This window comes from Bhargavaea ginsengi (assembly GCF_900109165.1).
Classification (GTDB): Bacteria; Bacillota; Bacilli; order Bacillales_A; family Planococcaceae; genus Bhargavaea; species Bhargavaea ginsengi.
This window is the reverse complement of record NZ_FNZF01000001.1, coordinates 1044947-1057290: the sequence shown is the minus strand read 5'-3', so window position 1 is coordinate 1057290 and position 12344 is coordinate 1044947. Positions and strand designations below refer to the sequence as shown.

At 53.2% G+C, this 12344-nt stretch carries 16 protein-coding genes; 12 read left to right on the top strand and 4 right to left on the bottom strand.

Translation table 11 applies throughout. The features are described 5' to 3' along the window. Nucleotides 1-28: 28 nt before the first annotated feature. Nucleotides 29-220 carry a hypothetical protein gene (locus BMX91_RS05040; protein ID WP_092050588.1) on the bottom strand — a complete coding sequence of 64 codons (192 nt, stop codon included), beginning with the start codon at nucleotides 218-220 and terminating at the stop codon, nucleotides 29-31. A gap of 220 nt (nucleotides 221-440) precedes the next feature. Between BMX91_RS05040 and brnQ the strand changes: the two genes are divergently transcribed. Beyond that, nucleotides 441-1799, top strand: coding sequence for a branched-chain amino acid transport system II carrier protein (gene brnQ, locus BMX91_RS05035; protein WP_092050586.1), 1359 nt, complete (start codon nucleotides 441-443; stop codon nucleotides 1797-1799). Nucleotides 1800-1848: 49 nt separating this feature from the next. Here brnQ and BMX91_RS05030 read toward each other — a convergent pair whose 3' ends face one another. Together BMX91_RS05030 and BMX91_RS05025 are read right to left on the bottom strand one after the other, a co-directional pair. Beyond that, nucleotides 1849-2508, bottom strand: a complete 660-nt coding sequence (locus BMX91_RS05030) for a GntR family transcriptional regulator (RefSeq protein WP_092050584.1) — start codon at nucleotides 2506-2508, stop codon at nucleotides 1849-1851. Between the two features lie 221 nt (nucleotides 2509-2729). Next, entirely contained in the window at nucleotides 2730-3080 is a 351-nt protein-coding gene (locus BMX91_RS05025; protein WP_092050582.1) for a winged helix-turn-helix transcriptional regulator, read from the bottom strand. A gap of 129 nt (nucleotides 3081-3209) precedes the next feature. Here BMX91_RS05025 and BMX91_RS05020 point away from each other — a divergent pair, with 129 nt between their 5' ends. Then, nucleotides 3210-4070 carry a VOC family protein gene (locus BMX91_RS05020; protein ID WP_092050580.1) on the top strand — a complete coding sequence of 287 codons (861 nt, stop codon included), beginning with the start codon at nucleotides 3210-3212 and terminating at the stop codon, nucleotides 4068-4070. Between the two features lie 159 nt (nucleotides 4071-4229). Further along, on the top strand, nucleotides 4230-5318 hold the full coding sequence (locus tag BMX91_RS05015) for an AI-2E family transporter (protein WP_092050578.1): 1089 nt from the start codon (nucleotides 4230-4232) through the stop codon (nucleotides 5316-5318). A 44-nt stretch (nucleotides 5319-5362) separates the two neighbouring features. On the opposite strand, the gene BMX91_RS05010 is transcribed toward BMX91_RS05015, so the two are convergent. Beyond that, a complete protein-coding gene (locus BMX91_RS05010; RefSeq protein WP_092050576.1) occupies nucleotides 5363-5689 on the bottom strand; it encodes a CHY zinc finger protein in 327 nt (108 codons plus the stop codon). A 107-nt stretch (nucleotides 5690-5796) separates the two neighbouring features. Between BMX91_RS05010 and BMX91_RS05005 the strand changes: the two genes are divergently transcribed. The 9 genes from BMX91_RS05005 (at nucleotide 5797) to BMX91_RS04965 (ending at nucleotide 12223) form a co-directional block, all read left to right on the top strand. Next, complete coding sequence (locus BMX91_RS05005; RefSeq protein WP_092050574.1) at nucleotides 5797-6348, top strand: biotin transporter BioY; 552 nt, start codon at nucleotides 5797-5799, stop codon at nucleotides 6346-6348. A 248-nt stretch (nucleotides 6349-6596) separates the two neighbouring features. Continuing rightward, nucleotides 6597-6845: a hypothetical protein gene (locus BMX91_RS05000; RefSeq protein WP_092050572.1), complete on the top strand. Its 249-nt coding sequence runs from the start codon at nucleotides 6597-6599 to the stop codon at nucleotides 6843-6845. Nucleotides 6846-7189: 344 nt separating this feature from the next. Further along, entirely contained in the window at nucleotides 7190-8044 is an 855-nt protein-coding gene (locus BMX91_RS04995; protein WP_092050570.1) for an MBL fold metallo-hydrolase, read from the top strand. A gap of 221 nt (nucleotides 8045-8265) precedes the next feature. Further along, on the top strand, nucleotides 8266-9669 hold the full coding sequence (locus BMX91_RS04990; RefSeq protein ID WP_092050807.1) for an MBL fold metallo-hydrolase: 1404 nt from the start codon (nucleotides 8266-8268) through the stop codon (nucleotides 9667-9669). Nucleotides 9670-9712: 43 nt separating this feature from the next. Beyond that, nucleotides 9713-9973, top strand: coding sequence for a metal-sensitive transcriptional regulator (locus BMX91_RS04985; protein ID WP_092050568.1), 261 nt, complete (start codon nucleotides 9713-9715; stop codon nucleotides 9971-9973). 35 nt (nucleotides 9974-10008) lie between these two features. Beyond that, entirely contained in the window at nucleotides 10009-10362 is a 354-nt protein-coding gene (locus BMX91_RS04980) for a rhodanese-like domain-containing protein (protein WP_092050566.1), read from the top strand. Beyond that, entirely contained in the window at nucleotides 10359-11162 is an 804-nt protein-coding gene (locus BMX91_RS04975) for a sulfite exporter TauE/SafE family protein (protein WP_092050564.1), read from the top strand. The genes BMX91_RS04980 and BMX91_RS04975 overlap by 4 nt, the downstream gene beginning before the upstream one ends. 64 nt (nucleotides 11163-11226) lie before the next feature. Continuing rightward, nucleotides 11227-11616 carry a DsrE/DsrF/DrsH-like family protein gene (locus BMX91_RS04970; RefSeq protein ID WP_092050563.1) on the top strand — a complete coding sequence of 130 codons (390 nt, stop codon included), beginning with the start codon at nucleotides 11227-11229 and terminating at the stop codon, nucleotides 11614-11616. Nucleotides 11617-11662: 46 nt separating this feature from the next. Continuing rightward, nucleotides 11663-12223: a sulfurtransferase TusA family protein gene (locus tag BMX91_RS04965; RefSeq protein WP_092050561.1), complete on the top strand. Its 561-nt coding sequence runs from the start codon at nucleotides 11663-11665 to the stop codon at nucleotides 12221-12223. The last annotated feature ends 121 nt before the right edge of the window (nucleotides 12224-12344 follow it).

Genomic DNA, 12344 nt, shown 5'->3' with positions numbered 1-12344 from the left:
GCTCATTTTCGGGTCAAGGTGATGCCCATCAGCTGAAGAAGTTGGTGAGCATTCCGCCTTTTTTGTTGTTGCTTGCAGTTGCCTGCCTGTTGCCGCCGGTCTTTGCTGTTCCGGCAAAGTCGTTGAACTGGCCTTTTAATTTGTCACGAGATTCCTTGTTTCGCATGAGATAAGCGGCACCCAATCCGAGGGCAGTCATCATCATCTTGTTCCGATTCATGTTGTTTTCCTCCTTGTGTGGTGCGTCTGTCCGTTATATTCCCGTATGGACGGATGCTAAACCGCAGAAAAAACAGATGCCATCCAAAAGTCAGACTTTGTCAGTTGTAATCCGGTGCGAAATACATTAGGATGAAAAACATTGGTCGAATTTTAGTGAATCGTCTTAAATATTTGTGTTCCAGCAAAAAAAGCATACCAGGCAGAAAGGATTGCACCTTATGCAAGAAAAAATGTCATTTTCCAACTATATCGCCGTAGGTTCCATGCTGTTTGCACTGTTCTTTGGTGCCGGCAACCTGATCTTTCCTGCACAGCTTGGCCAGCTTTCGGGTGATCAGCTGTGGCCGGCGGTTATCGGTTTTCTGATCACAGGAGTCGGGCTTCCGTTTCTCGGGGTCATCGCCATCGGCTATTCCGGAAGCAATCACCTGCAGGAATTGGCGGGCCGTGTTCACCCGCTTTACGGCGTGCTGTTCACATCCATCCTTTACCTGACGATCGGCCCGTTTTTCGCGGCGCCGAGGACAGGAACGGTCGCTTATGAGATCGGCATCACTCCGTATGTAGGCACCGATGCGGGAAGTCTTCCGCTTTTCCTGTTTACGTTGGCTTTCTTTACGCTTACTCTATGGCTTTCTCTGAATCCGGCCAAAATCGTCGATCGGGTCGGAAAAGTTCTGGCACCCGGCATCGTCATCATCCTCGTCATTCTGATTGCCATGGCCATTTTCAGCCCGCTTGGAACCATCCAGCCCGCAACGGAAAGCTATGTTGAAGGGGCATTCACGAAAGGGTTCACGGAAGGCTACAATACGATGGATGCGATTGCAGCACTGGTATTTGCCATCATCGTCATCAATGCGGTCAAAGGCATGGGGATGACATCGAGAAAAGCCATTACCGGCGCTACTTTCAAGGCCGGCCTAATCGCCATTTCGCTGCTTGCCGTCCTCTATGTCGGGATTGCCTACATCGGTGCGACGAGCGTCCAGCCGTTCGGTATATTCGAAACCGGAGGGCCGGTGCTGAGCAGTGCCGCCACTCATTACTTCGGGTCGTTTGGAACAATTCTGATGTCGGTGGTCATTATTTTGGCCTGTCTGACTACAGCCATCGGGCTGATCTCGGCCAACGGAGAGTACTTCCATTCACTTTTCCCGAAAGTCAGCTATAAGGCGTTTGTGTGGATCTTTACATTGTTCACCTTCACCATTGCCAACTTCGGACTGGCAAATATCATCACATTCTCAATCCCGATGCTGATGTTCTTGTACCCGCTGGCCATTTCGCTGCTGCTCCTGACGTTCACATCGAAGCTGTTCCATCACGCCCGGTTCGTTTATGTCGCGGCGACGGCAATGGCACTGGTCATCGGAATCATCGACGGGCTGAAAGCTCTCGCCGGATCGCTGGGTACGGAGTTTGGCTGGCTTGTCCCGATTGATGAGTTTCTCACAGCCAATCTGCCGCTCTACACAGATGGATTGGGCTGGCTCATCCCTGTAGTGGTCACCCTGGTTATTACCGGAATCATAGCCCAGATCATCGGACCGGACCCGGAAAAGCAATCGAATTAAAAAAATCCGCAGGGAAGCCTATTCGGCCTCTCTGCGGATTATTTGTTTACTAGCCGCGCAGTGCGCGGAGCTCTTCGATCGCGGTGAGCCAGTTTTTGGTCATGATGCCGGTCACTTTTTCGGCATCCCCGTCCTTCATGGCATGAATGATGTCGGTATGTTCCTTGTATGACTGCTCCCGGAGTACGATGGCGTCATGGTAGAATTGCCGGCGTACATGAGCTTGCAGGTTCCCGACGATGCTGCTGATATATGGGTTGCCCGCGGCTTCGACGATAATCTGGTGGAACTCTTCGTCGATGCGGATGGCGGACAATTCATCGCCTCCCCAGATCGCCTGTCCGAAGCGTTCGTTCGTTTCGGTAAGCCGGCTGATGACCTCATCCGTCAGATGGGGAATGGCAAGCTCCGCTGACAGTGCCTGAAGAACAGCGAGCGGCGGAAGCAGGTCATTGATCGCATCCGGATCAATTTCCGTAACTTGGGTCGCTTTTCCGGGGTACATCTTTACAAATCCCTGCGTCTCAAGAAGTTGCAGCGACTCACGGACCGGTGTCCGGCTGACGCCGAGCGCCTTGGCGATTTCCATATCGTTTAATTTCTCACCAGGACGCAGTGTCCCGTCTATGATCCAGCTTTGAACCTGATTGAATGCGGTCTCTTTTGCCGTCATGCGTACCGGCTTGGATAATTCTGCAGGAAGTGGCATATTTCCGTTCCCCCAATCGGAAAACTATATTACATCCATTATACATGAAACCCATTAAAAGGGGTATACAATATATCGCGCGACGAAAAAAGCGGTTTATTTAGCATAATCCTGCCTGAAACAAGAAAAAAACTGATATCCGCTGAAGCCGGCCTGCACTGATTTCTCAGGCGGTCGGTTCCAGTTTCAATCAGTTTGTATGACAATCTCCGGGTGACTTCTTAGCGGACGGAAGGTTCCTGTTCGTCTTGGACAGCTTCCTGCACGGGCAGCCATTCCTGCGACCATCTCTGGATTTCCTGCATGACCGGTGCAAGCGCGCGCCCCTTTTCGGTGAGGCTATACTCAATGCGTACCGGGGTTTCAGGATAGACATCCCTTGTCACGATGCCTTCTTTCTCCAACTCTTTCAGACGCTCCGACAGCAGCCGGTTGCTGATGCCGATCGATTCGGTCATCGTGCAGAACCGCTGAGATTCGCCCAGAAGGGAAAAGATGATCAGTGCGTTCCACCGCCGGCTCAGCATACCGACCGCCTGTTCAAAACGGGGACATAGTTCTGGCTGTACCATATGGCTTTCACTCCTTGTAATTAGTGTATCACAGGAATTAATTGTTCGAAAGTAATTCGGTTACTTGAAATAACCTAAAATATCCGTTATGTTGGTTACAAATCGTAACTGAGAGGGGAACTTACCATAATGACATCTTTCCACCAGGCGCCGGCCATCTATACCGGTGCAGTTTATCTGAATGTGCTTGATCTCCAAGCCATGAAAGCCTTTTATACAGACATTCTCGGTTTCCGTGTGCTGAGCGAGACGGATGGCCGGATCGAACTGACTGCCGACGGCAAGACGCCGCTGCTCGTGCTGGAAAACCGCGAGGGACTCCATGCGAAGCGGCCGAACCGCGCGGGGCTTTATCACTTCGCAATCCTGCTTCCGTCCCGTGAGGACTTGGGCGCAGCAATTCTGCATTTTATCCAAAAAGGTGTGCGCATCGGAGCAAGTGATCACTATGTGAGTGAGGCACTTTACCTGAATGACCCGGAAGGCAACGGCATCGAAGTATACCGCGACCGCCCGGCGGATGAATGGAACTGGAACGACGGCCAGGTTGAAATGGCTACAGTGGCACTGGACGGCGACGGTGTCGTCCGTTCCGCGCAGGAAGCCGGACGTACCTGGAGCGGTCTGCCGAAAGAAACGGTCATGGGCCACGTGCACCTTCATGTTTCGAACCTTGCCGAGACAGAACGCTTCTACCGTGAAGGACTCGGCTTTGAAGTGGCTACGTATTACCCGGGCGCTCTTTTCATGTCAACGGAACGCTATCACCACCACCTCGGCCTGAACGTCTGGAACGGCGAGGGCATACCGGCGCAGGAAACGGACAGCGCGGGCCTCAAAGCCTATACGCTCGTTTTCCCGGACAGCGAAGCGGTTCAAAAAGCTGCAGAACAGCTTCGGTCAATCGGAGTTGAAGTCAATGAAGACGGCGGGCATACCGTGACCGCGGACCCGTCCGGCAACCGAATTATCCTGCAGGCAGGTGCCTGATTCGAACCGCCCCATCACCGGGGCGGTTTTTCTGTCCGGTAAATTACTCCTCGAAGTGGCGGAATTTTGGCTCAAGAAGCGGACGGGAAATGCGATTTGTGCATGGAATCGGGTATACTGGAGGAAGGATTGGTAGAAAGCTATAGCAAAGGAGTTCCCATGACTAAGAAACTCTGGTTCCAGGCAGGGGTCGGCATTCTGCTTGCCCTGCTCATCATCCATTTTTTCATCGATATCAAAGGCCTCTTCGCGCCGATCGGCATTATCCTGAGGACGATTTTCCTGCCGCTGCTCGTGGGCGGCGTATTGTTCTACCTGACGGAGCCCGTGCAGCGTTATCTGGAAAAACGCAATTTCCCGAGGTGGGCGAGCATCCTGAGTGTTTTCGTGCTCATCATCGGCGTGTTCTGGGGACTGTCCGCCATGATCGGTCCGATGATCACAAAGCAGGTCAATTCCTTCACCGACAATCTTCCGCAAATCACCGAGGATGTCCAGGATAACGTCAGTTACTGGCTTGATCGGCGTGATGAACTTCCGGAGTTCGTGGAGAATGCGATCGACAATGCGCGTGAACGTGTAAACGAAATCGCTCTGAACCTCGGCGGGGGAATGGTCAATTTCATCACAGGGTTTTTCCAGACGATCTTTATGCTCGTCCTTGCCCCGTTTTTCCTCGTCTACATGCTAAAGGACCATGAACGGTTTATTCCGTTCGTCTCTCAGTTTTTCAAGGGGGATAAGAAAACCTTTGTCATCCGCACGCTGGAAGAGGTCAACAGAACCATCTCGAACTATGTCCAGGGCCAGATGCTCGTCAGTATCTTTGTCGGCATCATGCTGCTGATCGGTTATCTCATCATCGGGTTGGAATATGCGCTGATCCTGGCGATCTTCGGCCTCTTCATGAACCTGATTCCGTTTATCGGGCCATGGATTTCGGTGATCCCGGCGCTCCTGATCGCATTGATACAGGATCCGAAGCTCGTAATTGGAGTCGGCATCATCATGCTGGTCGCCCAGCAGGTCGAGAGCAACTTCATTACTCCGAACATCATGGGCAAAACGCTCGACATCCACCCGCTCACGGTCATTACGGTTATCCTGGCCGCGGGAAATATCGCCGGGTTCGTCGGAGTGCTCCTCGGTGTTCCGCTTTACGCGGTCGGCAAAACGATCGTCAAGAACTTTTATAAAGAGAGAAAAGAAATCCGTAAAGCCGCGACGAGCGACGTGGCGGAGGAATAGACAAATGGAAGCCCGCGGCTTTGTCCGTGGGCTTCCATTTGTCATTACTCAAAATAAAAATGGCGGTGGAGCTTACAGCCCTGATTAAAAGCGGCGGCGCAGGAAGGGCATGCGGAGGCTCCATCCAGGTATTCGGCCACGGTCAGCTCATGGCCGCAGGCACCACACAAAACCGCTTTCTCGGAAAACCGGTCCTTGGGCCAGACCTCATGCCTGTCACATCCTGATTCCGAATGGCAGGCGTGGCAAGGGAACCAATTTCCACAGCAGAAAAACTTGATGGCAATCCGGTCGGTCGTGCCGTGATAGTGCCGGCACCGCGTTTCTTTATCAATGACCGAACCATGTATAAGACGACCATGGATGTTCATGGTTAACCCTCCGTCCGAAAGTGGTTGACTGATTGCCTTTTCATTATATATGATAAGTTTAGTCAACTGAAAGAGAAAATACGTTAACCAAACGGGGGATGGGACATATGGGGAATGAACGATTGAAAATGATGATCATGGCCGCTCTCTTTGCGGCTATCATGGGGGTTGGGGCACAGATCATCATTCCGATCCCGCCGGTGCCGTTCACGGCACAGACATTGGCACTGGCACTTGCAGCGACAATACTAGGCAAGCGATATGGAACGCTCGCAGCCGCACTCTACGTACTGATCGGCGCAATTGGCGTCCCGGTGTTTGCAGGGATGAAGTCCGGACTCGGTATTTTGCTGGGGCCGACCGGCGGATATATTCTCAGTTATATTCCAGTGGCATTCATCATCGGCTGGATTTCTGAGAAAGGCGGTTTCCGTACGTCTGCGGTGGTAACGGCCAACATCATCGGGGCGCTTGTCATCCTCTTGATCGGCACGGCATGGCTGAAATTCATGGGCAACCTATCCTGGACCGGCGCCTTTGCCGGCGGAATGCTGCCATTCATCATTCTTGACTGCGTCAAGGCCGTGTTCGCTGCGATTCTCGGTGTGCTCGTCCGCAACCGGCTCGCTTCGGCGCGGTTATTGCCGGCCGGAATCTGATTTTAAGCACCACACTCGGAAAAGCAACTGCCGGATAAGGGGCTGGAAATGGAACTTCCCGTCTGATTGGGAAGTTCCATTTTTTATTTGTGATCCGCTCTACCTTCTTCTGGATAATTTTGTGAGCATAACGCATGACAAATAAAATGGATAGTATAAAATATATCGCTGGGTGGAATTAATTGTTTTAGTAACTCACAATTAATTCCCTGTTACTATCTATGATCAAATAGAGGAGAGTTGGAATAATGCAATTGATCGGGATGTCCATTTTGCTGATACCGATTCTGATGTTCACATTTGCTTTGGAGGAACGGGGCAGGAAAATGATGAAACGTGTGGAGCAGATGGACAACTTGGGAATAGAGGCGGACGCTGTAAATTGGGTGGAGGAAGCGGACGATGGGGAAAAGTGGTCCAGCAAGGAACTGGCACTCGGGTTGACGATTTCCCTGATCGGCTTCGGCAGCTATGTATTCAATATGCTGTTGGGCTAATAACTAAAAGGGCTGGGAGCAGCTCTTTTTTATTTTGCTTTTTAACCCGGACGCTTGTGATGTCTAACCTCCCCGGCACCCATCCATACTGAAATAGAATGGAGATTCAGGGGGAGTTCACGAATATCTGGGATGTCTTTCTCGCCGTCCCTCTGTGATTTCCGTGTTTGTCAGCCATAGAGGCGATCTGGAGGCAGGGTTATTCATGGGCGTACTTTACGGGGCGGCAGCGGTTTCATTCTATGTGTCGGCCAAGCTAACCATCCGCGCATACCGCTCCCGCTAGATTAATTCACCTCATAACGGGAATGATTAAGGTGATTTCAGAACAGGAGGGATCACCGATGGATATGGAAAGAAGTTCGTCGACCGAACGGTTTCAGCCGGTGACGTCCGTGAACAGCGGCGACGGTGTTCCGGTAGGTGAGGACCTGTACAGCTATACAATCCAGGTCGTAAACATCATTTTCTACGGGAAGCCGGGTATCGGGAATGATTGGGTGCTGATAGATGCCGGCATGCCAAAGTCGGGCGGTAAGATCTTGGAGGCAGCGGCGGAGCGGTTCGGTGAAAACAATCCGCCAAAAGCGATTATCCTGACCCATGCCCATTTTGATCATATCGGTGGCCTGATCGATCTGCTTGAGCACTGGGATGTCCCTGTTTTCGCGCATCCTCTTGAGCTCCCTTATATTACGGGCAAGCGCGACTACCCGGATCCGGACATGACCGTCGAGGGCGGCATGGTAGCGAAGATGTCGAAAATGTTTCCGAATGAATCGATCGATATCGGCGAACGAGCGCGTGAACTGCCTTCCGATGACACGGTGCCGCATATGACCGGGTGGAGGTGGATCCATACGCCGGGACACACCGAGGGCCACGTGTCACTTTTCCGGGAGTCCGATGGATCGCTTATTGCAGGCGATGCATTTGTCACGGTAAAGCAGGACTCGTTGTATAAGGTGATGACCCAGGAACTCGAGGTCAGCGGGCCGCCGGTTTATCTGACCCCGGACTGGGAGAGTGCCGAACAGTCGGTCAAGGCTCTCGCTCAGTTGCAGCCCGGCGCAGCCATTACCGGTCATGGGGTCCCTGTGACGGGAGAGTATTTGCAGAAAGAGCTGGCCGTCCTTGCAGAACGTTTCAAGGAAAAGGCCGTGCCGGATCACGGGAAGTTTGTGGACGGCGAGAAATGATGGGCTTGTCTACCCCGCCGGGTATCCGGCGGGGCTTTTGCTATTTGCCAGAAACGGGTATTGGAAGGTTGGATGGTTTGATGAGATTTCAACATGATAAGGAGAACAGCTTGTAGGCGCTTATTGCTTCAGTCAAACACTCCTGTTGACACCTAAATACCCCTGATGGTATACTGTGAATACCCCAAAGGGTATCAAAGGCGAAAGGAATGAAGCTGAACATGTTTTTCCAATCATTTTTTGACGACCGTCTTGCTCAATATGCCTATCTTGTAGGCTGCCAGCGCACTGGCGATGCGATTGTCATCGATCCTCCAAGACATTCGGAGGCCATCATTGCGCGCGCCAAAAAAGAAGGCCTGAACATCACGGCTGCCGCGGAAACCCATATCCATGCCGACTTCACTTCGGGTGCCCGCCAACTGGCAGAAGACCTTGGAGCCAAACTGTATCTGCCGGGTGAAGGCGGAGAAGACTGGAGCTACCAATATACAGACGGACTTGATGTTGTTCTTCTGAAAGATGGAGACAAGTTCTCTGTCGGAAACATTGACTTCGAAGTGATGCACACACCGGGCCACACTCCGGAAAGTGTGTCTTACGTTTTGACCGACCGCGGTGGCGGCGCGACGGAAGCGATGGGCATCTTCACGGGTGACTTCGTCTTTGTCGGTGACATCGGCCGTCCGGACCTGCTCGAAAAAGCGGCAGGCATCGCGGATACCGCTGAAAAAGGCGCGGTTCAGATGTTTGATTCCGTCCAGAAGTTCAAGCAGCTTCCTGACCATATGATCGTCTGGCCGGGCCACGGCGCAGGTTCCGCATGCGGAAAGTCGCTTGGAGCGGTTCCTCTCACGACAGTCGGCTACGAAAAGCAGTTTAACTGGGCGATGAAGGAAAACGACCGGGATGAATTTGTGAAGCAGCTGCTGGATGGCCAGCCGGAAGCGCCGAAGTACTTCGCCATGATGAAGAAAGTGAACAAGGAAGGCCCTGCGCTCCTGAACCGTGAAGCGATCCGGGTCATTGAAGGCGCACAGGAATTCAACCAACTTCGCGAACAGGACGGTACACTCGTGCTCGATACACGCCCGGCAAAAGATGCCGAAACAGCGCTTGTCAAAGGCTCCATCAATATCCCGTTCAATAAATCCTTCACCAACTGGGCGGGTTGGCTGATCGGATACGACCAGGATCTTCTCGTCATTGCCGAAGAAGGCAAGGAGAGGGAAATCCGTGAAGCGCTCGAATCGATCCACCTGGACCGGATTCTTGCATTTGTCCGTCCGGAAACCGCGGTTTCCGCAGCTGAGACGGATTCGTACGAAACACTGACCGTCGAAGAGTTTGAGGAAGCGAAGAAAGATAAGAATACGTATGTTCTCGATGTCCGGAACGATTCCGAATGGGAAGGCGGACATATGTCCGAAGCCACTCATCACTTCCTCGGCCATCTTTGGGACGAGGATCTGCCGCAGGACAAGGAACTGCTCGTTCACTGCCAGAGCGGCGCCCGCTCCGCAATCGCCTCCAGTATCCTGAAGGCGCGCGGATTTGATAAAGTCTCCCACATGGCAGGCGGATTCGGCGCGTACGAAGGAAAAGGTTATGATACAGTGAAGTAAACCCGACCGCCCGGGCTGGACGGTCCGGAAAGGAGAACAGAAGATGGAATACGATCAGAAAGTCAAAAACCGGATGAGGCGCGTGGAAGGACAGGTCAAGGGTGTCCTCCAGATGATGGAGGAAGGCCGGGACTGCCGGGAAGTCGTCATGCAGCTCCGGGCGATCAAGAGTGCCATCGACCGGACCGTCGGCGTGGTCGTCAGCACCAATCTCGAAGCCTGTGTGCGAGAAAGCATTGAATCAGGTGAGGAAACAAGCGATAAGGTCCAGGAAGCGATCGACCTGCTCGTCAAATCAAGCTGAGCAGGCACTGGTAACAGGAAAGGAAGCGAGTCACCATGGAATGGCTGATCATTTTGATCATCGTCGCCTTTTTCGCCTGGCGTATGATGCCGGCGAAGGGCGTGCGGACCATTGATGCGGCGGGGCTGAAGGACAAGCTCGGCAACAAGTCGGTGCAGTTTGTCGATGTCCGTACCCCTGCGGAATACAAAGCCCGCCATATCAAGGAATTTAAAAACATCCCGCTGAACACATTGCCGTCCAGGACGGAATCTCTAGATAAGTCCAAAGAGACCGTTGTAATCTGCCAGAGCGGCATGCGGAGCGCTCAGGCGGCACGGGTTCTCAAGAAAAACGGATTTGAGAACGTCGTGAATGTCCGCGGCGGCATGGGAGCCTATAACGGGTGAGCGGCGCGGAATTGACGCTTCCGTTCATCCTGACCCTGTTCGCGATCGGGTTTGCTGGCTCATTCATCTCCGGCATGGTCGGAATCGGCGGATCGATCATCAAATACCCGATGCTCCTCTATATCCCGCCGATGCTCGGCTTTGCGGCTTTCACGGCCCATGAAGTCGCCGGCATCAGCGCGGTACAGGTCATCTTCGCGACCATCGGCGGGGTCTGGGCCTACCGAAGCAGCGGCTACCTGAACAAAAAGCTGATCATCGTTATGGGCGCGGCCATTCTGGCCGGCAGTTTCATCGGAGGATTCGGATCCTCAGGATTGAGTGAAATGACGGTCAACGTCGTCTACGGCATGTTGGCAGCCATTGCGGCTGTCATGATGTTCATCCCGAAAAAGGAAGTGCCGGACATGCCGGAGGAAGACGTGCCGTTTTCGGTCCCGCTTGCGGCAGTGCTCGCGTTTATTGTGGGAATCGGCGCCGGTATCGTCGGTGCGGCCGGTTCCTTCCTGCTTGTGCCGATCATGCTGACGGTGCTGAACATCCCGACACGGATGACCATCGCGACATCCCTTGCGATCACGTTCATCTCGTCGATCGGCTCGACCGCCGGCAAAGTGTTTACCGGACAGGTCCTGCTTTGGCCAGCGGTCATCATGATCGTGGCCAGCCTGATTGCTGCGCCGATTGGTGCAAAGGCCGGCCAGAAAATGAACACGAAGGTCCTTAAGTGGCTCCTTGCGATTCTCATTGCAGCCACCGCCATCAATATCTGGCGCGACCTGTTCTTGCAACTGCTGTAAACCAATATTTTTTTGCATACCAATATACCCATACGGGTAACTGTATATTAGGAGGAACTCACAAATGAAAGTAGCCATCATCGCAGCAAACGGCGGAATGTTCGACGCCTACAAAGTATTCAATATCGCAACCGCCGCAGCGGCAACAGACGGGGAAGTCGAGATTTTCTTCACGTTCGAAGGCCTGAACCTGATCCACAAGGAAGGCCTGAAGCAGCTGCCGATGCCGGAAGGCAAGGAGCACTTCGCGGAAGGATTCGCGAATGCGAATGTCCCGTCGATCGAAGAACTCGTCGGCATGGCGCAGGAACTCGGCGTCAAATTCATCGCATGCCAGATGACGATGGACGTCATGGGCCTCAAGAAAGAGGATTTCACGGACGGCACGGAAGTCGGCGGTGCGGTGACGTTCCTCGGCTACGCGAAAGACGCGGACATTACACTGACATTCTGATTTAGGATTACAAAGATTGAGCCGATGCTCAGGAGGGAATGCAATAATGGAAAATGTGACGAAGACATTGGACGCAAAAGGGCTCGCCTGCCCGATGCCGGTCGTCCGGACGAAAAAAGCGATTGACGAGCTGTCGGCCGGAGATGTACTGGAAGTGGTGGTGACCGACCGCGGATCGATCGCGGACATTCCCATGTGGGCAAAGAACACGGGTCACGAATACCTGGAACTCGTCGAAGAAGGCGATGTGATGAAACACTATGTCCGCAAAGGCGGAGAACATGCTTCGGACAAGGAGGAATCCCAATTGAAAACCATTACGAATGAAGAGTACCTGGACATCGCTGATAAAGGCCAGGTCACACTGATCGACGTCCGTGAGCCGGACGAGTTCACGGAAGGCCATGCGCCGGGTGCGAAAAACATCCCGCTCGGCCAGGTTGAACAGCGTGCGGATGAAATCCCGGCAGAGGGCGATGTCTACATCATGTGCCGCTCCGGCGGCCGTGCGGGCATGGCGTGCGACACGCTCGAAACACTCGGAAGAAAGAACCTGATCCGTGTGGCACCGGGCATGGGCGACTGGAACGGTCCGGTCGAGTCATAACAGAATCATCAGGACGGCAACGGAATGGCTCCGTTGCCGTTTTTTTTATAGTGCGGCAGCCTTGCTGTTTTGTCAGGCTAACATTAGACTAATTTACCCCTAACATGAGCCGGATTCCATG

Coding starts and splice junctions, on each gene's coding strand:
- BMX91_RS05040 (WP_092050588.1), bottom strand. CDS start 220: ATGAATCGGAACAAGATGATGATGACTGCCCTCGGATTGGGTGCCGCT.
- brnQ (WP_092050586.1), top strand. CDS start 441: ATGCAAGAAAAAATGTCATTTTCCAACTATATCGCCGTAGGTTCCATG.
- BMX91_RS05030 (WP_092050584.1), bottom strand. CDS start 2,508: ATGCCACTTCCTGCAGAATTATCCAAGCCGGTACGCATGACGGCAAAA.
- BMX91_RS05025 (WP_092050582.1), bottom strand. CDS start 3,080: ATGGTACAGCCAGAACTATGTCCCCGTTTTGAACAGGCGGTCGGTATG.
- BMX91_RS05020 (WP_092050580.1), top strand. CDS start 3,210: ATGACATCTTTCCACCAGGCGCCGGCCATCTATACCGGTGCAGTTTAT.
- BMX91_RS05015 (WP_092050578.1), top strand. CDS start 4,230: ATGACTAAGAAACTCTGGTTCCAGGCAGGGGTCGGCATTCTGCTTGCC.
- BMX91_RS05010 (WP_092050576.1), bottom strand. CDS start 5,689: ATGAACATCCATGGTCGTCTTATACATGGTTCGGTCATTGATAAAGAA.
- BMX91_RS05005 (WP_092050574.1), top strand. CDS start 5,797: ATGGGGAATGAACGATTGAAAATGATGATCATGGCCGCTCTCTTTGCG.
- BMX91_RS05000 (WP_092050572.1), top strand. CDS start 6,597: ATGCAATTGATCGGGATGTCCATTTTGCTGATACCGATTCTGATGTTC.
- BMX91_RS04995 (WP_092050570.1), top strand. CDS start 7,190: ATGGATATGGAAAGAAGTTCGTCGACCGAACGGTTTCAGCCGGTGACG.
- BMX91_RS04990 (WP_092050807.1), top strand. CDS start 8,266: ATGTTTTTCCAATCATTTTTTGACGACCGTCTTGCTCAATATGCCTAT.
- BMX91_RS04985 (WP_092050568.1), top strand. CDS start 9,713: ATGGAATACGATCAGAAAGTCAAAAACCGGATGAGGCGCGTGGAAGGA.
- BMX91_RS04980 (WP_092050566.1), top strand. CDS start 10,009: ATGGAATGGCTGATCATTTTGATCATCGTCGCCTTTTTCGCCTGGCGT.
- BMX91_RS04970 (WP_092050563.1), top strand. CDS start 11,227: ATGAAAGTAGCCATCATCGCAGCAAACGGCGGAATGTTCGACGCCTAC.
- BMX91_RS04965 (WP_092050561.1), top strand. CDS start 11,663: ATGGAAAATGTGACGAAGACATTGGACGCAAAAGGGCTCGCCTGCCCG.